The 22,294-nt window shown below is 39.4% G+C and carries 19 protein-coding genes; 9 read left to right on the plus strand and 10 right to left on the minus strand.

All coding sequences use genetic code 11. The features are described 5' to 3' along the window. Positions 1–320: 320 nt before the first annotated feature. Positions 321–851 carry an AAA family ATPase gene (locus tag BM107_RS05470; RefSeq protein ID WP_090981076.1) on the minus strand — a complete coding sequence of 177 codons (531 nt, stop codon included), beginning with the start codon at positions 849–851 and terminating at the stop codon, positions 321–323. A gap of 437 nt (positions 852–1,288) precedes the next feature. On the opposite strand from BM107_RS05470, the gene BM107_RS05475 reads away from it, so the two are divergent. Both BM107_RS05475 and carB read left to right on the plus strand, forming a co-directional pair. After that, positions 1,289–1,606: a hypothetical protein gene (locus tag BM107_RS05475; RefSeq protein ID WP_090981079.1), complete on the plus strand. Its 318-nt coding sequence runs from the start codon at positions 1,289–1,291 to the stop codon at positions 1,604–1,606. A 205-nt stretch (positions 1,607–1,811) separates the two neighbouring features. Continuing rightward, on the plus strand, positions 1,812–4,649 hold the full coding sequence (gene carB, locus BM107_RS05480; RefSeq protein ID WP_090981080.1) for a carbamoyl-phosphate synthase large subunit: 2,838 nt from the start codon (positions 1,812–1,814) through the stop codon (positions 4,647–4,649). Positions 4,650–4,819: 170 nt separating this feature from the next. Here carB and BM107_RS05485 read toward each other — a convergent pair whose 3' ends face one another. Together BM107_RS05485 and BM107_RS05490 are read right to left on the minus strand one after the other, a co-directional pair. Next, complete coding sequence (locus BM107_RS05485; protein WP_090981082.1) at positions 4,820–6,127, minus strand: M20/M25/M40 family metallo-hydrolase; 1,308 nt, start codon at positions 6,125–6,127, stop codon at positions 4,820–4,822. 168 nt (positions 6,128–6,295) lie between these two features. Beyond that, a complete protein-coding gene (locus BM107_RS05490) occupies positions 6,296–7,423 on the minus strand; it encodes a DUF4407 domain-containing protein (protein WP_090981084.1) in 1,128 nt (375 codons plus the stop codon). Positions 7,424–7,550: 127 nt separating this feature from the next. Here BM107_RS05490 and BM107_RS05495 point away from each other — a divergent pair, with 127 nt between their 5' ends. Together BM107_RS05495 and BM107_RS05500 are read left to right on the plus strand one after the other, a co-directional pair. Beyond that, positions 7,551–7,868: a rhodanese-like domain-containing protein gene (locus BM107_RS05495; RefSeq protein WP_090981086.1), complete on the plus strand. Its 318-nt coding sequence runs from the start codon at positions 7,551–7,553 to the stop codon at positions 7,866–7,868. Positions 7,869–8,094: 226 nt separating this feature from the next. Continuing rightward, on the plus strand, positions 8,095–8,292 hold the full coding sequence (locus BM107_RS05500) for a DUF6358 family protein (RefSeq protein ID WP_090981088.1): 198 nt from the start codon (positions 8,095–8,097) through the stop codon (positions 8,290–8,292). A 134-nt stretch (positions 8,293–8,426) separates the two neighbouring features. Here the strand turns inward: BM107_RS05500 and BM107_RS05505 are convergent, their stop codons facing one another. Then, a complete protein-coding gene (locus BM107_RS05505) occupies positions 8,427–9,458 on the minus strand; it encodes a dipeptide epimerase (protein WP_090981090.1) in 1,032 nt (343 codons plus the stop codon). Between the two features lie 76 nt (positions 9,459–9,534). Between BM107_RS05505 and BM107_RS05510 the strand changes: the two genes are divergently transcribed. Then, complete coding sequence (locus BM107_RS05510) at positions 9,535–10,671, plus strand: hypothetical protein (protein WP_090981092.1); 1,137 nt, start codon at positions 9,535–9,537, stop codon at positions 10,669–10,671. A gap of 307 nt (positions 10,672–10,978) precedes the next feature. Beyond that, a complete protein-coding gene (locus BM107_RS05515; RefSeq protein WP_090981094.1) occupies positions 10,979–11,962 on the plus strand; it encodes a hypothetical protein in 984 nt (327 codons plus the stop codon). Positions 11,963–12,221: 259 nt separating this feature from the next. Here the strand turns inward: BM107_RS05515 and BM107_RS05520 are convergent, their stop codons facing one another. Genes BM107_RS05520 through BM107_RS05530 form a run of 3 tightly spaced genes read right to left on the minus strand, consistent with a single transcriptional unit; the run spans position 12,222 to position 15,326 of the window. Then, the gene (locus tag BM107_RS05520) at positions 12,222–12,836 is read right to left on the minus strand and encodes a rhomboid family intramembrane serine protease (RefSeq protein ID WP_090981096.1); all 615 of its coding nucleotides are present in this window, start codon (positions 12,834–12,836) and stop codon (positions 12,222–12,224) included. A gap of 6 nt (positions 12,837–12,842) precedes the next feature. Then, complete coding sequence (locus BM107_RS05525) at positions 12,843–14,582, minus strand: M14 family metallopeptidase (RefSeq protein WP_244278739.1); 1,740 nt, start codon at positions 14,580–14,582, stop codon at positions 12,843–12,845. Between the two features lie 18 nt (positions 14,583–14,600). Then, positions 14,601–15,326, minus strand: coding sequence for a hypothetical protein (locus BM107_RS05530; RefSeq protein WP_159435200.1), 726 nt, complete (start codon positions 15,324–15,326; stop codon positions 14,601–14,603). A 57-nt stretch (positions 15,327–15,383) separates the two neighbouring features. Here BM107_RS05530 and pepT point away from each other — a divergent pair, with 57 nt between their 5' ends. Beyond that, on the plus strand, positions 15,384–16,637 hold the full coding sequence (gene pepT, locus BM107_RS05535) for a peptidase T (RefSeq protein ID WP_090981102.1): 1,254 nt from the start codon (positions 15,384–15,386) through the stop codon (positions 16,635–16,637). Between the two features lie 123 nt (positions 16,638–16,760). After that, positions 16,761–17,627, plus strand: coding sequence for an aldose 1-epimerase family protein (locus tag BM107_RS05540; protein ID WP_090981104.1), 867 nt, complete (start codon positions 16,761–16,763; stop codon positions 17,625–17,627). A 146-nt stretch (positions 17,628–17,773) separates the two neighbouring features. Here the strand turns inward: BM107_RS05540 and BM107_RS05545 are convergent, their stop codons facing one another. Then, positions 17,774–18,340 carry a Crp/Fnr family transcriptional regulator gene (locus tag BM107_RS05545; protein WP_090981106.1) on the minus strand — a complete coding sequence of 189 codons (567 nt, stop codon included), beginning with the start codon at positions 18,338–18,340 and terminating at the stop codon, positions 17,774–17,776. A 168-nt stretch (positions 18,341–18,508) separates the two neighbouring features. On the opposite strand from BM107_RS05545, the gene BM107_RS05550 reads away from it, so the two are divergent. Next, complete coding sequence (locus BM107_RS05550) at positions 18,509–19,171, plus strand: DUF1349 domain-containing protein (protein ID WP_167543439.1); 663 nt, start codon at positions 18,509–18,511, stop codon at positions 19,169–19,171. A 103-nt stretch (positions 19,172–19,274) separates the two neighbouring features. Here BM107_RS05550 and BM107_RS05555 read toward each other — a convergent pair whose 3' ends face one another. Further along, positions 19,275–20,567, minus strand: coding sequence for a leucine-rich repeat-containing protein kinase family protein (locus tag BM107_RS05555; RefSeq protein WP_090981107.1), 1,293 nt, complete (start codon positions 20,565–20,567; stop codon positions 19,275–19,277). A 50-nt stretch (positions 20,568–20,617) separates the two neighbouring features. Next, entirely contained in the window at positions 20,618–22,204 is a 1,587-nt protein-coding gene (abc-f, locus tag BM107_RS05560) for a ribosomal protection-like ABC-F family protein (protein WP_090981429.1), read from the minus strand. Between the last annotated feature and the right edge of the window lie 90 nt (positions 22,205–22,294).

The following is a 22,294-nucleotide window of genomic DNA, read 5'->3' on the forward strand; positions in this document are numbered from 1 at the left end:
ACCCCGCCAATTAAACAATTGGCTACCAATGAGGCGTCCCGACGGGGCGAACATTTTTTAACAAACCAGGATGGTTGGTTGTTAATTTATAACACCGTTTCGTCCCATCGGGACGGATCATCAGTAAAAAAAATGTTTATTTTTTTTACGTTCCATAGGAACGTTTCATGTTTAGGCACCATGTTAACAAGCCTTTGTTCAATAACCCCGACAGGAGCGAACACGAACTCCGTTTTTTCATCGGGTGATTAAAGCGAATGAGCGGGACTGCCGGCTGCCGAAAACGACCAACAATCATTTCCCAAAAAAAGATAACCTTTTTACCTGCTTAAAAAATCATCAATGGCTCTAACGGCATTTGCGACCCGTTCTTCACCTAAACCACCAATAACTTGATAATTGGCTTGAAGCGCCTGTAATTCCTGATGCCAAACTTCCATAAAATATTCCCGTTTCTCCGGAAAATCGCGAAGAGGATCATCTTGCCATGGCAAATCGATATCCATTAACAAATACAAATCGTAAGGCTTTTTCGGTAGAGCATCCAATACAACCTGGGGCGTTTCTCCAAGTACTTCATCGCTCCATATCTTTACCGTAATAAAAGTGGTATCGCAAATAATGAAATCACTTTCGGTGGTAACCAAAATTGCATCCTCTAACGCTACCTGCCCGTAATACATATTCACTTCATCTTGCAGGGTATAATCGGCAACCAGATTTTCGCAGTAATAACGGGCATACTCCGGCACCCACGAAACTTTGTAGTATTTGGCCAGTAACTGAGATATCGTAGATTTCCCTGTACTTTCCGGACCAACAACAGCGATTTTTTTAATGTTTTTATTCACGATACATTTTCTGAATATAGTCAAATGTAAAAGAAAAAGCCCTAAAAGAAAAAATCCGGTTGAGGAGGGCTCCTCTAACCGGATAATAAACCAAACAAACTATTTATGAAGAAATCCTCATGGCGGGTAACTAATCCGCGGAGGAGGCTTTAGATCATTGTCTAAAGTATATACAAAACGCATATACGTTTCAGTTATTACAACATTATTGCCAATAATCCGATCATCACAACTTCGTGACTTAATTCTGACCAACAGCACTACATTAACGAACGTATTAACACATTATTTAAGAACTTATCACAAATATACACATTTAGATTTTACATTTATGTATAATTTATAGTACAAATGAAAAAATAGTGTTCAGTATTTAAAACTATTTGTACTAAATGCTGTTATTTATTTAAGACATTACGCAACTAAAACGTTATACCATGAAAAAATTGTGTGTTGCATTATCGCTGCTCATTATATCGGCATTGGGCTCTATCGCTTTTACCAACATTAAAACGGGTGGCATAATCGGAAAAATTACGCCAGTTGATGCCGCGTCAACGGTATCACTTGTAGCAGCGAAAGACACGCTAAGTGCACAGATCAATCAGGGTGTTTTTACTTTTACAAACCTTAAAGAAGGTGTTTATACTGTGGTAATCAAGGCCAATGCACCGTATAAAGATACAACAGTAGAAAGGGTTGCCGTTAAAGATAGCGCCACTACCGATTTAGGCGAAATTAAATTACAGCAGTAGCTTATTTTACAAAAGAAAAAACCTTAAAAGAGTACTAAAATAGTACTCTTTTTTATTTTAAAAAAAACGGCTCAAATCACATCCAAAGATGTATCTTTGCATCCCGACAGAACAGTTGGGATTTTCTTCTTGCAAGCATAAGACCTTTTGCTTCTTCACCTTCGGGTTCAAACACTTTAGAATTTTAATTATTTTAAGCTTTATCATGCCTAAAGACACTTCCATACGCTCAGTACTGATTATCGGATCTGGACCAATTATTATTGGCCAAGCCTGTGAGTTTGATTACTCAGGTTCGCAAGCGGCACTTTCTTTAAAAGAAGAGGGAATTACCGTTTCTATTATCAACTCCAATCCGGCTACGATTATGACGGATAAGGTTATTGGCGACCATGTTTACCTGCGCCCGCTGACTGTTGATTCAATAGAAGTTATTTTACAAGAGCATATCGCCTCTGAAGATTTACCTAGAATTGATGCGGTACTTCCTACAATGGGCGGTCAGACGGCGTTAAACCTTTGTAAAGAAGCCGAAGAACGTGGTGTTTGGGAAAAATACGGGGTTAAGGTTATAGGGGTTGATGTAGATGCAATTGAGAAAACTGAAAACCGTGAGGCTTTCCGCCAGTTAATGGTTGATATCGGTGTGGGTGTTGCCCAATCTAAAATAGCCAACTCATTTTTAGAAGGTAAAGAAGCCGCTCAGGAAATCGGATTTCCGCTGGTAATCCGCCCTTCGTATACTTTGGGTGGCTCTGGTGGTGGTTTCGTACACAGAAAAGAAGAATTCGATGCAGCTTTAAAACGCGGCCTGGAAGCTTCGCCAACACATGAAGTACTGGTAGAAAAAGCGGTTTTAGGATGGAAAGAATATGAGTTAGAGTTACTAAGAGATAGCAATGATAACGTAATTATCATCTGTTCGATTGAGAACTTCGATCCGATGGGCATCCACACAGGAGATTCAATTACAGTTGCTCCTGCAATGACCCTGTCTGACCGTTGTTACCAGGATATGCGTAACCAGGCAATCAAAATGATGCGTGCCATTGGTAACTTCGCCGGCGGCTGTAACGTTCAGTTTTCGGTTAATCCGGCAAACGATGAAATTATCGCCATCGAAATCAACCCGCGTGTATCGCGGTCATCAGCGTTGGCCAGCAAGGCAACTGGTTACCCAATTGCAAAAATCGCAGCTAAACTGGCTATCGGCTATAACCTTGATGAAATTGAAAACCAGATTACCAAAACCACTTCAGCATATTTCGAACCTACTTTAGATTACGTAATTGTTAAAGTACCGCGTTGGAACTTCGATAAATTCAAAGGCGCCAACAAAGAGCTTGGCTTGCAAATGAAATCGGTAGGTGAGGTAATGGCCATTGGCCGTACATTTATCGAAGCATTACAAAAAGCTTGTCAGAGTTTAGAAATCAACCGTGCGGGTTTAGGTGCAGATGGAAGACAGGTACGTAATATTGAAGAGATTATGGACGGTTTGGAGCACGCTTCATGGAACCGTTTATTCCTGATAAAAGATGCCATGGCCATGGGTGTACCGCTGGAATCTATCCGTAAGGTAACCAAAATTGATAAATGGTTCTTAAACCAGATTCAGGAATTGGTATTGCTTGAAAATGAATTAAAAAGATACTCACTAAATAATATCCCTCAGGATTTCTTTGTAACGCTTAAACAAAAAGGTTTCTCTGACGTTCAGATTGCCTGGTTGTTAGGCAATGTTACAGAGGATGAGGTTTACGAGCGCCGTAAAGCTTTAGGCATAAAAAGGGTATACAAGATGGTTGATACCTGTGCTGCAGAGTTTCCGGCCAAAACGCCATACTATTACTCAACTTTTGAAGAAGAGAATGAATCAAAACCTTCTGACAGGAAAAAAATAATTGTTTTAGGTTCAGGCCCTAACCGTATCGGTCAGGGTATTGAGTTCGATTACTCATGTGTACATGGTTTATTGGCTGCAAAAGAATCGGGTTTCGAAGCGGTTATGGTTAACTGTAACCCTGAAACGGTTTCAACTGATTTTAACATGGCCGATAAATTGTACTTCGAACCTGTTTTCTGGGAACACGTTCGCGAAATTATCGACTTAGAAAAACCTGAAGGCGTAATTGTTCAGCTAGGTGGTCAAACTGCCTTGAAAATGGCTGAAAAACTGACCCAAAACGGCATCAAAATTATTGGAACTTCTTTCGAGAATATGGACATTGCTGAAGACCGCGGCCGTTTCTCTGACCTGTTAAAAGAATTGGATATTCCTTATCCAAAATATGGTGTTGCAGAAAATGCTGAAGAGGCCATCGTTGTAGCAAACGAGGTAGGTTATCCGGTATTGGTGCGCCCGAGTTATGTACTGGGCGGACAAGGCATGAGTATTGTAATCAACGATGAAGACCTTGAAAAAGCTGTTGTAAAACTGCTAGGCGATTTACCCGGCAACCGTGTATTAATTGATCACTTTTTAGATAGGGCAGAGGAGGCAGAATCTGATTCGATCTCTGACGGTGAAGATGTGCATATTGTGGGTATGATGGAGCACATTGAGCCTGCTGGTATACACTCAGGAGATTCATTTGCGGTATTGCCAACATTCAGCTTATCAGAAAAGGTAACTCAGGCCATGGAAGAATACTCCGTTAAAATTGCAAAAGCGTTAGATGTACGTGGTTTGTTAAACATTCAGTTTGCCATTAAAGATGAGAAAGTTTATGTAATCGAAGCAAATCCCAGGGCATCACGTACGGTTCCTTTCATCGCAAAAGCTTATGATGTTCCATACATCAACATTGCTGCTAAAATAATGCTGGGCGTTGCCAAACTGAAAGACTTTACCATTGTGCGTAAACTTAAAGGTTATGCTATTAAAGAACCGGTTTTCTCTTACGAGAAATTCCCTGAGGTAACGAAAGAATTAGGTCCTGAAATGAAATCTACTGGTGAGGCCATCCGCTTTATCAAAGATCTGGAAGACCCTTACTTCCGCAAGCTTTACAAAGACAAATCGATGTATTTGAGTAAGTAAACCTTCACTAGATTCTAAATAAAAATGGCCAGCGATGATTTCACTGGCCATTTTTATTGCGGTTGCATTTGGCTGCTCGTCATGCTGAATTTATTTCAGCATCTTTCTGTTATTAAGACCCTGAAATAAATCCGATAGCTATCGGATCAGGGTGACGATCGCATTATTATTTATTGCTTCAACTTCGGGATCCTTGTTGGCGTATCTGTACCGTTTACAATGCTGGTTGCACTCTTGGCAATCGCTTTAATGGTAGAAAGGATGTTGTCTACATCTAAAGAACTATATTCGTCTTTCACGCTGTGGTATAATTTATCAATATCAATTTTATCTGTACTAATGGTGTGTGCCGGAACACCTAGAGCCGCTAAAGTTGCGTTATCACTTCTATAGAATAAGTTCTGCTCAGGATAGGGATCAGGATGGAAAGTAAACTCAGTTCCTGCTAAGTTTTTCTGCAAAATCTTTCCAAAATCAGATCTTTCATAACCCGTAATAAAGGCTGTATTTTTACCAAATTTCGAATCTTTGCCAATCATCTCGATATTAAACATGGCTACCACATCATCAGGATTTAGTTTTTCAGAGAAATATCTGGCACCATAACCGCCAATTTCTTCAGCAGTAAAAGCAACAAAGATTAAGGTACGCTCGTTATTTTTTTGTGCTTTATAATATTTCGCTAAAGCAATCATTGCTGTTGTGCCAGAAGCATCATCATCGGCACCGTTGGCTATACTATCGCCATCTACCGCTTTTAAGAAACCAAGGTGATCGTAATGACCAGAGAAGATGACCATTTCTTTCGCTTTCGATTTACCAGGAATTACCCCGGCCACATTAAACAAAGGCATTTTATCTACCTTACTTTTAATTGTTACCGAAAAATCTGTTGCAGCATCTTTACCCAAAACGAAAACCTGTACAGCGCCGTTGGTTGCTTTTACGTCTTTTTCATCAACAGTAGTTGGTTTGCTGAAATGATCTTTATAACGGTTAAAAAGGTCAGCAAACTTATTGTCGACTAAAACGATCTGGCTTTTATCACTATTTAGCATGGCCCTGAACTGCGCTACAAAAGGCTTTTCGGGGTCTAACTTAACAACAGTGGCGCTGGATTTATCAAGCGTAACACTTTCTGTGGTAACACCTGTAACCATTATGTTTGCAGGTGTAATTTCCTGTCCGTCAATTTTAACGCTTGTACTTAATGAGCTAACCTGATACTTATAAAAAGTTTGCCGGAAAGTTTTCTCACCAGCCAGGGGCTGTAAACCAATCTTTTTGAATTCAGATTCAATAAAAGTAGCTGCTTTATCAATACCAGGCGTAAAAGTTGCACGCCCCTGCATGTCATCAGCGCTTAAGGTTTTAATCAGGTGATCAGTATATTCGCGGGTGATGATTTTATCAATGTTTTGCGCTTTAAGCTGCAAACTTGTCATCCCTACAAGGGTAAAAAAGAGTATTTTTTTCATATTATATTTATAGCGGGGTGAATTTAGGATTTTTGACTGATAGTTGATTGGTTAATGGTTTAATAGTCTATGGTTGATGGTTACAACAGATTCCCTTTCCTATAACCCATCTTCCATAATCCGTCCTACACCATCCGTTTTACATCATCCATTTTACATCTTACATCATTAACCCTCATTGTCCCAATCGTATTTTTCGAGATCACGATAGGCTTTGCCTTTTATGATTTCCTTCTTTTTTGACGACTCAGAATCAACCCTCGTTTCATGAATATTATCGGCCACTTCCAAATGGAAATCCTTATCTTTTTTAGAATGGTAAATCGATACTTCATCCCCGTCTGCAATTGCATAGTCATAAGGGCCTCTGGCACTCATCAGCTTTACAAAAACAGGCAAACATTCAAAAAAGATAAACAACAGTCCAATAAAAGTAACCGCAATTGCGGTATTGTTATCCCGCGTACCATCCACATTAAATTTAAGCTGCCCTAATGCCCAGTTGCGATCGGCAAAACCGGCGATATCCGATAAACTATCCAACTGTTTTTTGGTGTACAGCTTTTCAGTAAACAATCCATCGAATTCTTTGCGTTTATCTACAAAACTTTCAGATTTATTGATGTTCGCTTTAAGCGAATCTAACTCTGCTGTACGTTGTGCAATCTCTGCTTCCTTTCGTTTGGCATATGGCCCATAACCCATTACACCCGATGTTTCTGTGGTTTTATTGCCGAAAATCTCGAAGTTAAGCTTTTGCCTGTCGGCTTTGATTCCTTTTTCAAGCGAGTCGCGGGTAGCTTTCTGCTGGTTTAACCGGCCAAATTCTACCTGATATTTTTTCTCAAATGCTTTGTTCAGCGTATCTATTTTAGCACGCTGACCATTTAAATAACTTACTTTTAGGCGTTCCTTAATTTCTTTATCAAAGATTTTAAGCTCTATCGGCCTCGAAATAACCATACCGATCATAATAGCCAACAGAATACGCGGCGTAGCCTGTAATATCTGCTTATTGGTGCTGGCACTTTTATTAATGCTTGCCACGATATACCGATCCATATTAAAGATGGCTGCTCCCCATAAAAAACCGAAAACAATGGCAAAAATTACGGCCAGATCATCACCTTTAAATACAAAATACATGGCATAACCTCCGGAAAGGGCAGCAAAAAGGCCGGTAAAAAAAATGGTGGCACCAATGCCTGTATATTTATTTTGTTCTGAAGGATATTTTTCCAGTGTCGGGATGTGAGCGCCAGAGCAAAACCAAAAGAAACGGTTCAGTTTGTCCATTTGTAACTATTTATAGTTAAACGCCTAAGGGTTCCGGTTGTTACACTTTTAAGCAAAATTTTATGGCATTTTTTTGATAGGGAGCGTAAATTTGATTTTCCTATATTTGCATAAATACATTTATAAAATGAAAGAAATATCGGTACAAGAACTAAAAGAGAAAATCGATAACAAAGAAGATTTTCAATTAATTGATGTTCGTGAAACATTCGAATATGAGGTTTCCAATCTTGAAGGCGAGAACATCCCTTTGGGCGGAATTTTAATTGAGGCCGATAAGGTTGCGAAAGATAAGCCGGTAATTATCCAGTGCCGCAGTGGAAAAAGAAGCGCTGCAGCGGTTATGCAGTTAGAGCAACAATATGGATTTGACAATCTTTATAACTTAAAAGGCGGCATTTTGGCCTGGCAAGCAGCTTTTGATCCGAATATGCCGGTTTATTAGCATAACCATTATTCAATAACCAATTATCAAGAAAACAATGACCAATAACCAACTCCAATGATCAATTGGAGAAGGGTTTTATAGCACAAACAAAGATCAATTTTCAAACTTAAACCTTACAGGAGCAAACCTTTTGAATATTTCAGCTCAGGATGGTGTTTGAAAATTGATTATTGCTAATTGGTACTTTGCAAGTAAATTCTCTTAAAACTAAAATCCTCTATCTATGGGTAAAAAATTTGCTTTAAACATTTTCTATAACCTGGCCATTATTCTTTCTATTTTCGGACTGGTTTGGTGTTATAATAACCACAAATATCTGCCAGCTGGTTTTTTGGTAGGTACAACGGCTTGTCTATTTTACTTTAAGTATCAACTTACCAAAGACATCAGAAAAAGTTTTAAAGAAAAAGACCAGAAGTAGCAATTTAATGACAGCATGAGGGAGTTTCGAATGAGTGAATATCAGGGATAGTGCCCAGCCAAAATTTACCTATCTCGTATCGCTTAGGATCTTCAATCATTCTATAATCCTGTCATTCATCATTTCTACTCTGCTTAAATAAAAAGATCAGGAGTAACACCTTCCAGCCCTAAACCCGGCAAATTATTGAGAATATACTTTCCATTTTCAAAGGCCGGATCTTCAAACGGATTGTTTTTGGTCAGCCAGGGCCCATCCAAATCCGCCCAGTTGCATAACGGAGCCAAAGCGGCGGCGGCCAAAGTAGCGCAACTGGTTTCGCTCATACAACCGATCAGCACTTTCATTCCGAACGAACGGGCTTTCAAAATCATCTGATGCCCTTCGTACATGCCACAACTCTTCATCAGTTTTACGTTGATTCCATGATAAGCCCCTTTTAAACTATCCATATCGGCTAAACGCTGTACAGCTTCATCCGCAAGTAAGGGAATAGGGCTTCGTTCGGTTAACCAGGCGTTCCCGTCCAGGTTGGTCTTATCCATAGGCTGCTCAATTAATACCACCCCCTGGTTATGTAGCCAGTAAATTAAATCAATGGCTTTAATCTTATCTGCCCAGCCCTGGTTAGCATCCACATATAAGGGTACATTGGTCATGCTCCTGATCGTTTCTATAATTTCTTGATCGTTATCTCTTCCCAGCTTAACCTTAATCACTTTAAATGCTTCGGCATCTTTCAGTTTTTCGCGGATGACGTCAGGCGTATCAATCCCAATGGTATAAGAAGTTACCGGCATTTTAGCAGGATCTGCACCATAAATTTCGTAACAAGGTTTATTTAACAGTTTCCCTTGAACATCGTTAAGCGCAATATCAATAGCAGCTTTGATTGCCGGCTGGCCAGGAGCCAGAATATCTAAATAAGGAATAATCTCCTTAAAATCGAATGGAAATTGGATTTTGTCCCAATCTACAAGGTTCAGAAAAGCTGTCGCACTTTCATAACTCTCACCCATATAAGGCACCATAGATGCCTCGCCATAACCGGTTACCCCTTCATATTCAATTTTCAACAACATTAAGGGCGTACTGGTACGGGTAAATTTCGAAATCGAAAAAGGATGTTTTAACGTTAATTCAAAAGGCCTGCAACTAATTTTCATTATCAATCGTCTACTTAATATATAAGGTTATTATTGTGTTAAAATTATCTTTATTTATTAACATAACGCCATCGCCATGAAAAATAGCTCAAAATTAAGGTACTTTATTTATTTATCCCTCATAATTGTTGGAGGATGTACCACAGGAAAAAATGCCCTTCAAAAAGGTGATTACGATTTATCTGTTCAAAAATCAGTAAGCAGGCTGCAAAATTCGCCAAAAAACAGCGAAGCCATGCAGGTATTGAAAATGGCTTACGAATTAGCTTTAAAAGATCATTTACGGAAAATTGAGGAAGCAAAAATATCTAACGATCTATTCAGGTGGGAATCGGTGATGTACGATTATCAGAAAATCAATCAACTGGCAGATGAAATCAATAGCTGTCCGGCATGTTTGGCAATTATTCCGAACCCTTCAAAATATAGTACTGAACTGGCTGATGCTAAATATAATGCTGCCGGCGCAAGGTATAATTCCGGTTTAAGCTATTTAAGAGAAGGTAGCCGCCAGGCCGCCAAAAAAGCATATTACGAATTTGAGAAAACGCTGAATCTTCAGCCAAACTATAAAGATGCCAAAGCAAAAATGGAAGACGCATATTGGTCTGCTGTAACCAGGGTTGTGGTACAACCGATTATCGTTAACAGCAGTCTGTATAAATTAAGCGCTGATTATTTTCAACAGCAGATTGATCAGTATATCGCAAAATATTCCAGAAACAAGTTTGTTATTTTTTACGGGGAAAGACAAGCTACCGAGCAAAAAATTGTTCCAGATCAGGTACTCAGCTTAAATTTTGATGATTTTGTGGTAGGCCAAACCTATGTAAAAGAAAGGGTAGAAAAGCTAAAACGTGATAGCGTAGTAATCGGCGAAACGCGTGATAAAAAGCCGGTTTATGGCACTGTAAAAGCTACGCTGAGTATTTTTGAAAAGAACATTTCTTCATCCGGTTTACTGGACATGAGCATTACTGATTGGAAAACAAGGAAACTGGTTCACCAACAGAAATTTCCCGGAACCTATGTTTGGAGAGATAGCTGGGCCAGTTATAAGGGAGACGACAGGGCCTTAACTAAACCGCAATTAGCCATTACCAAACGCAGGGAGCAGTTACCGCCACCGCCAAACGCGCTGTTTTTAGAATTTACCAAACCCATTTACAACCAGCTGGTGGATGATATCAGTTATTATTACAATAATTACTAGCTTAACCACCCCCGGCCCCTCCTTGAAAAGGAGGGGAGCTAAAAAACCTTAATTTGTTAATGGATGCAGCTTTGTAATATCTTAAGTTGGAATTGTATCATAAGGCGATTTTACCTCAGATGCTGTCATGTTGAGCCTGTTGAAACACCTTAATGTGTATGACGTAGGTCGTTAGGCAAGCTCAGGGGATTAACAAATCTATATTGATAATACAATATCTGCAGCGGTAATCATTAACGCAAACCCTTAAGTAAGGTTGTAATCCCTGCGTTAAAATAAAACATCGTTACTTAGCCCTAAAAATATAATGGCTAATATTGCAGCGATGAATACCGGCTTATACAATCCTTTCAAAAATTTCGATTTTTTATACAAAACCTGCTTTTTAAGCGGAAAAACATTTAATTCTCCTGTAATCCAGGTGCCTCTGCTTCCAAAATGGTTGTTGGAACAGGCAGGTTTAAGTGGCGAAGAGCAGATCCAGTTTTTGGATGAAAGTATCCGTTCATACAATACATTGGTTATTCCGGTGAATGCCGAGATCAATGAGCAGTTTTTAAATCCACTGGAAGATAAAATCGAAGCTGCATTTGCAAAAGGTTATGATGCTGTTTCCGCACTGCCAGAGCTGGATCTTTTTAACTGGATTGGCAAATTCCTTTATGGCTTTGTATATATTGAAATGCATTCGGCCTTACGTAAAGAAATGACTGCCGATGGTTTAAACATGTCGCAATCGCTGATGATGAAATTTGCCAACCTGAATTTCATGATGCAAAACCTGTACACCAGCCTGGAGTTTGAAGATTTCACGCCATGGTCTATCATTGTGGTAAAACTGGAAAACACAAAAACACCATTCAGCTTCCGTGATGAGATTAATACGTTAACCTTCTCGTTAAAAATGAAAGATTTTGGGATCATCGCCTGTTTACAGGATAATGGCACCAATAAACGCTACCATCAGGATATTATCAATGAGATAAAAGGAAAAGCTTTAACCGCCGAGCAATTTGAAGAATTGAGCGCCCGCTTTTATTATTCTGCTTACCTTTTTAACCGTTTACCCGAATATACCTTTATGCCTGTTGAAGGCACTACATACATCGAAGCAATGCCTCTTCGTGGCAACATGACCAAACCCCTTTTTGATGTCTGGCAGCATAAGATATATGCACAGGTGCTGGAAAACTTCTGGAAACCCTGGGGTTATGTCGTGTTTGAGATTATTAAAAATCCTGATGAGCCAATGAGTTTCTTTGAGAAACCTTATCTGCCTACGGCAGGGTAATAAATTCTAGTCGTCACACTGAACCCAGCCTTAGCGAGCTCACTGAAGGTAATTCATTTCAGGGTATATCCTGCATGAAAGATGCTGACCACGAAGTAGCTACAAGGCCATTGAAAAAATATTATTTCTACTTGTAAAGTAACGCAGAATCTATCGGATCAGCATGACGGCTGACTTAATGAATGTGTACTAAAAGGATTAACAGCGATGCATCCACACGATAAGTTTTCAGGAGAATGACGATTCTTTCTAATGAAAATTATCTACCACCCGTTAACATGGCAATAAAGTTCTGTAGAATACCTGGCACGAAAATGATTGTAAATATCAATCCGGTTAAGGCGCCAAAAAAGTGTGCATCATGATTGATGTGATCCCTTGAATTGCGGGAAGCGTAAGCACAATAAATTAAATATATAATTCCAAAAACTACAGCAGGAATCCCGATCGGGATAAACATGATATAGATTTTAGACATTGGGTTATACAATATATAACTAAAAAGCACCGCGCTGATTGCGCCTGAAGCGCCCAGACTATTGTAGTGAAAGTTATCTTTATGTTTGATTACCGTTGGCAGATCGCTCAATACCAGACCCAAAAAGTAAAGCAATCCAAACCGCCAGCTCCCCATCATACTCTCAAGCGCAAAGGCAAAAGCGTAAAAAGTAAACATGTTAAAAAAGAGGTGCATCCAATCTGCGTGCACAAGTCCGCTGGTAATTAATGTATATACATTCTGCCCTTTAGAAACACTAAAAGGATGTAGCATAAATTTTCCATAAATCGAATGATCGTAGAAAGCGTAAAGGCTGGTAATGATGGTAAAAACGAAAATTAAGGAGGCAACTGGTGCTATATTGAAGTATTCCATTTGGGCTTATTTTAAATCCAGTTTTACATCTGTAACCAAACGTGCAACCGGATATCTGTTGTGTGTTTTTTCGTAATAATCAGAATTTTTATACACAAAATCAAGTTGTGCGGCACCATTCTTTGCAAATTCAGGGTCAGCCAACTTTTTGGCGTCCAGTTTACTTTTTAAATCAGGGTTATTTTTTAGCAGTTCTGTAGCCGTATCTTCAAAAACATAGGCCGAATAATGCTCTTTCATATCTAGAATAGAATCGAAAAAATTCCAGTTGAAATAAGAATCTGTGGCCTGAGGTTCTAAGGTTTCTACAATATACCGGTTGCCTGGCTGGTTTACATAAACCACATAATCACCAGCATAGTATTGCAGCTTTTGTGGAACAGTATTTACAGTTACACCTGAGTGCAGGTAATGGCCTTCATATGGCTTGGTTCCGGTTTTAAAATCACCGATGTAATAACTGTCGACAACAATTTTCTGATCACTTTTTAATTCCCTTAATTTAACCTGATTCAGTTTAAGCAGCGTAATTACCCGATCCCATGCTTTTGGGATGATATAGGCGACAGGTTTTTGAACAGATAATGCGGGTTCATACTTGTTCCATTCTTTAATGGTTTTGAGGTAAGGCTTGCTACGATCGTAGTATAAACGTTCAGCGCCGCTTACCGTGCTGGGCTTTTCCCCTGCTTCAAATCCCTTAAATGGGATATCGTTAACATCGTTTTTGTTTAGTTTCCACGCTAAAGGATATTCTCTTTGTGCAGCAACAGCCTCATCGGCCTTTTTCTTATTTGCCCCAATGATTTTGGCATCCCGTTCGATCACCTGGATATAGGTTTTCAAAAGCTTGTAAGTAGCATCTACACGTAAATCGTACGATTTTAACATATGTGTTTCGGGCATAAACCCAATGGTATTGTGCAGCGTGGTATAACCAGTAGAGTAACGGGGCGATTCAATAAAACCGGTTATCCCGGTTTCCGGAGTTTCGCCTATCGAGTTTACATAAGGAATCATCGGATAACCCAGTTTTTCCATACCGGAATATAAATCAGGCACTAACGTTTTGGTTAAGTAATCAGAAAGTATAGGGTTTAGCTTATCTTTTTGTGTAGGGATAAGCGTCATCACATATTGATAATCGGCGCCATTACTGGTATGGGTATCTACAAATATCTCGGGCTGCCAGATATTAAAAATGAGTTGAAATGCTGCCGAATTTTTGGAATCTGTTTTAATAAAATCACGGTTCAGATCAAGGTTTTTGCTATTTCCTCTAAAACCGTAGGCAACCGGACCATTTTGGTTTGCCCTTGATGTTCCACTACGGTTAAAACTGCCGTCTATATTGTAAAGCGGAATGATGCAGATTACCACATCCTTTGGCAATTTACCTGCTTTGAGCAGATCACGAGCCAGCATCATCGATGCATCTATCCCTTCTGGTTCGCCTGGATGAATACCATTATTGATCAATAAAATTCTTTTATTTTGCTTCCTGATCTGCACCGGATCGAACACCAGGTCACGTGATAAAACCAATAAGTGTAAAGGTTTTCCAAAATCAGTAAGCCCATAGGTTAACAGTTTGGCTTGCCGGTACGTTTTAGCCAGGTTTTGATAATAGGATATGGCTTCAGTGTATGTTGTAGTTGCTGTTTTTCCACTTAATTCAAAAGGCGATTGCTGTGCCATTGAAGTTAATGAAAAGGAAAATGTAAAAACCAATAATAATATCCTCATGCTATTCATAAATAGAGTTTATAGCGTTTTATGGTACGAGCGAACGTTACCGAACATATACCTGAAGCCTACAGTAATGGAATTGTACATGTCCGGATAGGTATTATTAGCGCTCAGTCTCGACTCATTATAACCATCTAAGCCTTCGCCAAAAGTAAAGTTAGACTGTGCATTTAAATTAATTACATACCTCATGTAACCATAGGAATCTTTTATGTAATAATTAAAACCCAAATTTATCGGCAACAACAGGTTAGTACTTTTATCTTCTCCGCCATAGGGTTGTCTGTCAGAACCGGATGCCTGAGGTGGATACCTTGCAATGTTGGATATGTTGTTATTTATCGCTCCCAATCCGAAGCCGACATATATCCCCCTCATGTTATACAGTAATCCTCCCTGGCGATAATTAACAAGTTCCCCTAACATCAGTTTCAGGTTAGCTGTAAGTGCAGTATATTTATTGACAAACCAACGGCCAGATGGATCTTTAACAGCAATCCCCCCTTTAATCCTTCCGTATTGCCCTTCCAGTCCTATTGTCAAAAAAGGAGTGATGTGATAATCAAAAACACCGTAAACAATTTTCCCATAGTCTCCCTCATATACATCGGTATATGATTTATTCATGCCACCACCAAAACCATAAGACATTTTGAAATAGTTGGATTGAGCAAAGGAAAAACTTCCAATAAAAACAAACAGAAAGGTTATATAAGTCGCTCTCAATGAATAAAAAATCATATCTTTTTTACAAAAATAAGATGATTATCGGATATCTATAACTTTTACCTTTGAATTATGAGCACATACACCAACTTTAACAAATCGCTTGAACAGCGGTTCATAAAATATGCAAAAATTTATACCCAATCCGATCCAAATTCTCCTACCTGCCCTTCAACTTTAAAGCAAAAAAACTTAGCGGCGGTATTGGTTGAGGAATTGCAGGAAATTGGAATTTCTGATGCCGAAATGGACGATAACGGCTATGTTTATGGAACCATCCCATCAAATACAGATAAACAATTACCCGTAATTTTCTTTTGTTCGCACATGGATACCTCGCCTGATTGTAGCGGAGAAAATGTTAAACCGATTATTCATGAAAAATATCAGGGACAAGACCTGGTTCTGCCAGACGATAACCACATTGTAATCAAACTTGCTGAACACCAAGACCTGAAACAACAGATTGGCAATGATATTATTACCGCCAGCGGAACAACCTTATTGGGTGCAGATAATAAAGCAGGATTAGCAGAAATTATGGAAGCAGCGGCCTTTTTAATGAAAAACAAAGAGGTAAAACACGGAACCATAAAGCTTCTTTTTACCCCTGATGAAGAAATTGGCAGAGGCGTAGACAAAGTTGATTTGAAGAAGTTAGGTGCCGATTTTGGTTATACCATTGACGGGGAAACACTCGGATCAATCGAAGATGAGACTTTTTCTGCCGACGGAGCTACCCTTAAAATTTATGGTGTAAGTACACATCCGGGGTTTGCAAAAGGAAAGATGGAAAGTGCAATTAAGATTCTTGCCGAAATTTTAGATTCACTGCCAAAAGATGCCCTTACACCAGAGGCCACGCACCAGAAAGAAGGGTTTATTCATCCGGTAAGTATCAACGGACAGGTAGAAGAGGCAGAGGCACATTTCATCATCAGGGATTTTACCGATGAGAACTTAGTTTCACATGGCCGGTTTTTGGAAGAAACTGTAAAAAAAGTAATGACTAACTATCCAAAATCCAGCTACAAGCTTAATATTAAACCACAATACCGCAACATGAAACAGGTTTTGGATCAGCATCCTAAAATTGTACAATATGGTATTGAGGCGATTGAACGAGCTGGTGTAGTACCTAAACAACAAAGTATTCGTGGTGGGACTGATGGCTCACGACTTTCTTATATGGGTTTACCATGTCCCAATATTTTTGCCGGAGAACATGCTTTTCACAGCAAACAAGAATGGGTAAGCGTACAGGATATGGAAAAGGCTGTACAAACCATTGTTAACATTGCGTGTATCTGGGAAGAGAAAGGCTAGTCTGGAGTTGGGCGTTTGATGTTATAATTGCACCAAACGCCTAACGCTAAAATCCAATCTGATGGGATTGATTTTTAATAAAATGTATTTTCAAAGCACAAATTTTGCTAATTTTAACCTGTAATGATAACTCTCGAAAACGATTATATAAAAGTTAGCCTGGCGGCTAAAGGCGCAGAACTTCAAGGTTTATTTAGTAAAGAAACCAAACTTGAATATTTATGGAATGCCAACCCAAAATATTGGGCAAAACATAGCCCGGTACTATTTCCTATTGTTGGCTCATTAAAAAACAACAGCTTCGTTTACCAGGGTAAATACTACGAATTACCCCGTCATGGTTTTGCCAGGGACAATGTTTTTAATTTTGAAAAGATAAGTGGAAGCGAGGGCATTTTCACGTTAACCCAAAATGCTGACACCTTAAAAACATATCCGTTTTATTTTGAGCTTAAACTGAAGTATCAACTGATAGACAGAAAGTTAAAATTAACTTACGAGGTAAAGAATACTGGCACGAGCGAACTTTTATTCTCTATTGGCGCACATCCGGCATTTGCGGTACCCAACACGCCAGATACCGTTTACGAAGATTATTACCTCGCTTTTAATGCTGATGAGCAATTAACCTTCTGGAAACTGGAGGATGGACTGGTAACCAACGAAACCAAAAATATAGCGCTTAATGCGCATAAGCTGAAGCTTACACATGAGCTGTTCTATAACGATGCACTGGTTTTTAAAAACCTGCAAAGCAACAGCATTAGTTTACTGAACACCAAAAACGATAACGGCCTGCACTTCAATTTTGAGGAGTTTCCATTCTTTGGGATATGGGCGGCACCCGATGCACCATTTGTGTGTTTAGAACCCTGGTGCGGAGTTGCTGATGGCGTTAACCACAACCAGGAGCTATCCGGCAAAGAGGGGATCATAAAACTTGGGGCAGGCGAAACCTGGTCGCGGTTTTGGGAAGTAGTGTGTTTTTAAACTGGTTTTTCTGATTAGTTGCGCCAGAACTTTGAGTTTGATCTGATCAGCAGAGTCGTGCGATCATCTTCAATATGCTCCCCACTGTTCGTGCCTTTTCTTTGTAACCTTCGTGGTAAAAGCAGAACCAAACAGAACGCTGAAATTTAAAGCGATAATCGGCTTAAAGTTTCTCTGGTTACGCCAAGATAAGATGCAATAAGGGTTTTCGGAATCCTTTTTTGTAGAGAAGGGTATTGGTTACGCCATTGCTTGTAACGTTCGCCGGCATTGTTGCTCAATAAAGCCAATACCCTTTTTTGTAAGGCCATATTGCCTGTGGTATATTTTTTCCTGAAAAAATACTCCATCTTGCGAGAGGAGGCACAGAGTTTTTCCTTATTTTCAAATGAAATAGAAAGCGTTTCCGTATCTTCTATACAGTCTACATTTAAAGTAGCAGGCATACCTGTATTGAAAGCATTTGGATCGGAAAACCACCACTCTTCCATGGCTAACTGTAAAATGTATTCTTTTCCCTCGTGGTCGGTATAAGAAGATTTTACAATGCCCTTCACTACAAAATGTTCCTGACTGGCCACATCACCTGCCTGGATAATATACTGGTGTTTCTTGTATCTCCGCCTGGTAAAAAAAGATGTAGCATGATCAAATTCTTCATCTGTTAAACAAACGATCTGATGGATGTGTGTCCGTAAAAAATCTAATTCCATGTTTCTGATGCAAACAAATGTACTGTTTATTCAAGATTTTTAAACCTGATAAACTTATTTTAACCAAATGCTGGTGTGATAATCATCACGTTAAAATAGTGATGTATGTCCTTTAGCAAAATTTTTTCCTGCATTATGTTTGCATCACACCACATACAAAACACACAAATGAAACTTAAATCACTTGCCACAATTGCGGTACTATTTTCTTTAATGAGCGCCAAAACCTATGCCCAGAGTTTAGCCAAAATGAACTGGTTTAACGAACCCGAAAAATGGGAGATTAAAGATAAAAATACCTTCAGCATGTTCGTGCCCGCAAAAACCGATTATTGGCGCATTTCGCATTATGGTTTTACGGTTGATGATGCACCATTTTACTATGCTACTTATGGGGGCGAGTTTGAGGTGAAGGTAAAAATTACCGGAAATTATGTAACTACTTTTGATCAGATGGGATTGATGCTTCGCATTAATGAAGAAGAGTGGATAAAAGCGGGAGTAGAATTTGTTAACGGGAAACAAAATGTAAGTGCCGTTGTCACGCATAAAACGAGTGACTGGAGCGTGGTAGAACTGGAAAAAGCACCTGCATCAATCTGGATGAAAGCGGTTAGAAAACTGGATGCAGTTGAGATTTTCCACTCGCTGGATGATAAAAAATATACCATGTTGCGAACTTGTTATTTTAAAGATAACGCACCTGTAATGGTCGGGTTGGTAGCCGCCTGTCCGGATGGTAAAGGTTTTAACGCCACCTTCGAAAATTTTAAGGTTACAACTACACCTGATCAGAGAAGATTGGATTGGGCAAAAAAACAGCAGGATTGATATTTTTTATAAAGTAATCGTCGTTTCGACCTTGCGGAGAAATCTTTAACTTGATTATAAGATCTCTCCGTTTCGCTGCGCTCCAGTCGAGATGACGATTTTTCTATCGGAACGCATCAACCAACTCCTGAAAACCAGGCCTGTCTAAAGGCGCCGTAGCCAAACAGGCATCTCTGAGTTCACTGATCATTTTATAAACTTCCTCACTTACCTCTTCGTTTTTTAAAGAAAGTAAATCATCCAGCAGGTATCCATAAGCACTAACTTCTATTCTTTCAAATGCATCTGCAGTTTTAGCTGTTTTATCATAAAAGCTTGCTGCCCCAAAATCACCGAACAGCGTGCTGCCCTCATCATCAATCAAGATATTGTGTGCATATAAATCGCCATGCATAATGCCTGCTTCATGTAGTTGAGCTGCTAACGAAGCAATGGTTTTAGCGATACTGATAATCTGTTTTTCAGAAGGTTTTCGATCAGCAGGAAAAACATCCCTGGTGCAGCTTTCTAAACTTGGTGGATTGCCAAGATTATAAAAATGATGCGGAATCAGGTCCATTACCAGTCCTTTTTTATCTTCCGGATGTAAAGCAACCTGCCCGATCAGATTAACCAGGCCGGGGTGATAACCTGCAGCGATATAAGCTGTCATTTCGTCTTCCGGCAAACCATCGCTTGTTACATCGCCCTTAAATATTTTAACCGCTACTTCTTGCTTTTCATTGCCAACTGCCTGATAGGCCTTTGAAATCATGCCTGATGCCCCTTCGCCCAACAAATGGCTGATTTCCAAATCGTGCCAGTTGATCAATGAAAGTGTTTCAACAGCTGGTGTTTTACTAAAATTATTCCCAGAAAATGCAATCCATGATAGTTTTGGCAGTTGCATAATCCACTGCGGTAATTCGTGGAGTTTATTCGCCGCAATCCGCAATAATGCTAAATTCTGGCAATTGCTCAATTCTTCAGGCAGTGTAGATAAACGGTTGCCAGATAACATCAGCTTTTGCATCCTTTTGCAAAGGCCAATTTCTTTTGGTAGTTCAGCAATGTTGTTATTTGTTAAGATCAACCAGCGTAAATTCGGGTTGATCGACTTTGGCGGTACGACTTCAATCCGGTTGGATTTAAAACCCACAATATCCAGAGCAGGGCAATCGGACAGTACTTCTGGTAAAACCGAAAAAAGATTTTCAGAACAGAAAAAAATTCTCAGTTTTTTTAACCGGCCGAAATCTGTTGGCAACGAATTTAATTGATTAGATGATAAATCCAGTACTTCCAATGTATCAGCCAAATCGAATATTTCTATAGGGAATTCAGTTAAGTTTTCAGAAAGTTTTAACGAAACCGCTCCTTTAAGTTTTCCGTTTTTTAATGCTGACAGGCTTTGCATAGGTGTACTGGGTTAATAATTTCAGACGAAGATAAGGCTATATATTTATTTTAAAGATGTATGGTATATTCTACCTGTACCTGGTCAAGAAAATATTCATCGTGCGATATAACGAGAAGTGTTCCCTGGTAGTCATTAATGGCTGTCGTTAAAATTTCTATATTCTGGATATCAAGGTTATTGGTGGGCTCATCCAATACAATCAGATCGGGCGACTGGTTGCTGATGGTTAACGAACAAAGCATTAACCGCATTTTTTCGCCGCCACTCAAGGCAGAGCAGGGTTTATCCCAATCGGCTTTACCAAATAAAAATCGGTTTAAACGGATTTTGATTTCATGTTCCTGCAATGCGCCCGAGTTGTATTGCTGGGCCTGTTCGTAAACGGTGAGCTGATTGTTGATCAGGGAATAATCCTGATCAATATACATGAAGCTAATACCCGCGCGATTTAAACTGCCTGTTGAGGGCTGCAGCTGCCCCAAAATAAGCTTAATCAATGTGGTTTTTCCCGATCCGTTTCTACCTTTGATGACATAACGCTCACCACTAAAAACCTGAAAGCTAATCGGCTCCTTCCAAAGTAACTGATCTCGAAAAGCAAAATTGAGCTCCTTAGCCTCCACAATACTTTTTCCTTTGTGCAGTGTAGCCTGGTCGAAAACGATTTTCATTTTATCTGCATCAGGCAGTACAGACCTGAGCTGGCTTAATTCAGAAGAAATATGGTCAAGCTTTTCGGCATGTACACCTTTCAACTTTGCCGTGCTTTTTTCTGCGTTGTTTTTTAACGTATTCATCGAAATAGTCGGCAATCCCGCTTTTTCTTGTTTTTTCTTGCCTCTGGCATCAAGCTTCAGTTGCCGCTCAAGTGATTCCTTTTCTACTTCTCTAGCCTTACGGAGTGCTTTTTCCTTCGCTTTTAGATCATGATTCAACGCCTCATTTTCAATTTTCTTTTGGGCAGCATAGAAATCGTAATTTCCACCGTAAAGGGTTATTCCATGCGAACTTAATTCGCAAACTTTCTCAATTTGGTTCAATAAAGTACGGTCATGACTCACTACTACTAAAGTAGTCCGGGTTGATCGGATATAATCGTATAACCTGCTTCTGCCTTCCAGATCCAAATGATTGGTCGGTTCATCCAGTAAAACAATATCCGGGCGGTGGATAGCGATGCCGGCTAAAAATATGCTGGTTTTTTGTCCGCCGCTTAAACTTTCCATCTTCTGGTCTAAGTCTAAATCTTCCAACCGCCAATAGCTTAAAGCTTCTGCACAGCGTTCCTCAATGGCCCAGTCATCATTAAGTATAAACATGTTTTCCTCGGTCACTTCTCCGTTGAGAATTTCGTTCAGTGCTTTTAGTTTATCTTCAATCCGGAGTGCCTGTGCGACGGTGAAATCATTAAACTGACCAAAAAGCTGTGGTACATAATAAGGCATCGATTCTGCCTTAACATGTCCGCCAGTTGGCAAAAGTTTACCTGCTAAAATTTTTAAAAGTGTTGATTTTCCTGCGCCATTATGGCCAATGAGTGCAATTTTTTCGTGTTTGTTGATGGTGAGATTTAAATCTGAAAACAGCAAATTTCCATTAGCATGGATATAGCCAGCCCCTTGTAGATTAAGCATAAATTTCTTTTTATTGGTAAATAATTGCAGCAACGGAACCGCTCTGCCTGTTATCTATTTTTGGAAAAGAAATGAATCTTACATGGATTG

It is taken from the genome of Pedobacter suwonensis (genome assembly GCF_900111825.1).
Taxonomy (GTDB): Bacteria; Bacteroidota; Bacteroidia; order Sphingobacteriales; family Sphingobacteriaceae; genus Pedobacter; species Pedobacter suwonensis.

Excerpts from the sequence above, each read along its gene's own strand:
- BM107_RS05495 (WP_090981086.1), top strand. The coding sequence starts at position 7,551 with ATGAAAGAAATATCGGTACAAGAACTAAAAGAGAAAATCGATAACAAA.
- BM107_RS05545 (WP_090981106.1), bottom strand. The coding sequence starts at position 18,340 with ATGGAATTAGATTTTTTACGGACACACATCCATCAGATCGTTTGTTTA.
- BM107_RS05520 (WP_090981096.1), bottom strand. The coding sequence starts at position 12,836 with ATGGAATACTTCAATATAGCACCAGTTGCCTCCTTAATTTTCGTTTTT.
- BM107_RS05555 (WP_090981107.1), bottom strand. The coding sequence starts at position 20,567 with ATGCAAAGCCTGTCAGCATTAAAAAACGGAAAACTTAAAGGAGCGGTT.
- BM107_RS05505 (WP_090981090.1), bottom strand. The coding sequence starts at position 9,458 with ATGAAAATTAGTTGCAGGCCTTTTGAATTAACGTTAAAACATCCTTTT.
- BM107_RS05500 (WP_090981088.1), top strand. The coding sequence starts at position 8,095 with ATGGGTAAAAAATTTGCTTTAAACATTTTCTATAACCTGGCCATTATT.
- BM107_RS05475 (WP_090981079.1), top strand. The coding sequence starts at position 1,289 with ATGAAAAAATTGTGTGTTGCATTATCGCTGCTCATTATATCGGCATTG.
- BM107_RS05530 (WP_159435200.1), bottom strand. The coding sequence starts at position 15,326 with ATGATTTTTTATTCATTGAGAGCGACTTATATAACCTTTCTGTTTGTT.
- BM107_RS05485 (WP_090981082.1), bottom strand. The coding sequence starts at position 6,127 with ATGAAAAAAATACTCTTTTTTACCCTTGTAGGGATGACAAGTTTGCAG.
- BM107_RS05525 (WP_244278739.1), bottom strand. The coding sequence starts at position 14,582 with ATGAGGATATTATTATTGGTTTTTACATTTTCCTTTTCATTAACTTCA.
- BM107_RS05510 (WP_090981092.1), top strand. The coding sequence starts at position 9,535 with ATGAAAAATAGCTCAAAATTAAGGTACTTTATTTATTTATCCCTCATA.
- carB (WP_090981080.1), top strand. The coding sequence starts at position 1,812 with ATGCCTAAAGACACTTCCATACGCTCAGTACTGATTATCGGATCTGGA.
- BM107_RS05490 (WP_090981084.1), bottom strand. The coding sequence starts at position 7,423 with ATGGACAAACTGAACCGTTTCTTTTGGTTTTGCTCTGGCGCTCACATC.
- BM107_RS05540 (WP_090981104.1), top strand. The coding sequence starts at position 16,761 with ATGATAACTCTCGAAAACGATTATATAAAAGTTAGCCTGGCGGCTAAA.
- abc-f (WP_090981429.1), bottom strand. The coding sequence starts at position 22,204 with ATGCTTAATCTACAAGGGGCTGGCTATATCCATGCTAATGGAAATTTG.
- pepT (WP_090981102.1), top strand. The coding sequence starts at position 15,384 with ATGAGCACATACACCAACTTTAACAAATCGCTTGAACAGCGGTTCATA.
- BM107_RS05550 (WP_167543439.1), top strand. The coding sequence starts at position 18,509 with ATGAAACTTAAATCACTTGCCACAATTGCGGTACTATTTTCTTTAATG.
- BM107_RS05515 (WP_090981094.1), top strand. The coding sequence starts at position 10,979 with ATGGCTAATATTGCAGCGATGAATACCGGCTTATACAATCCTTTCAAA.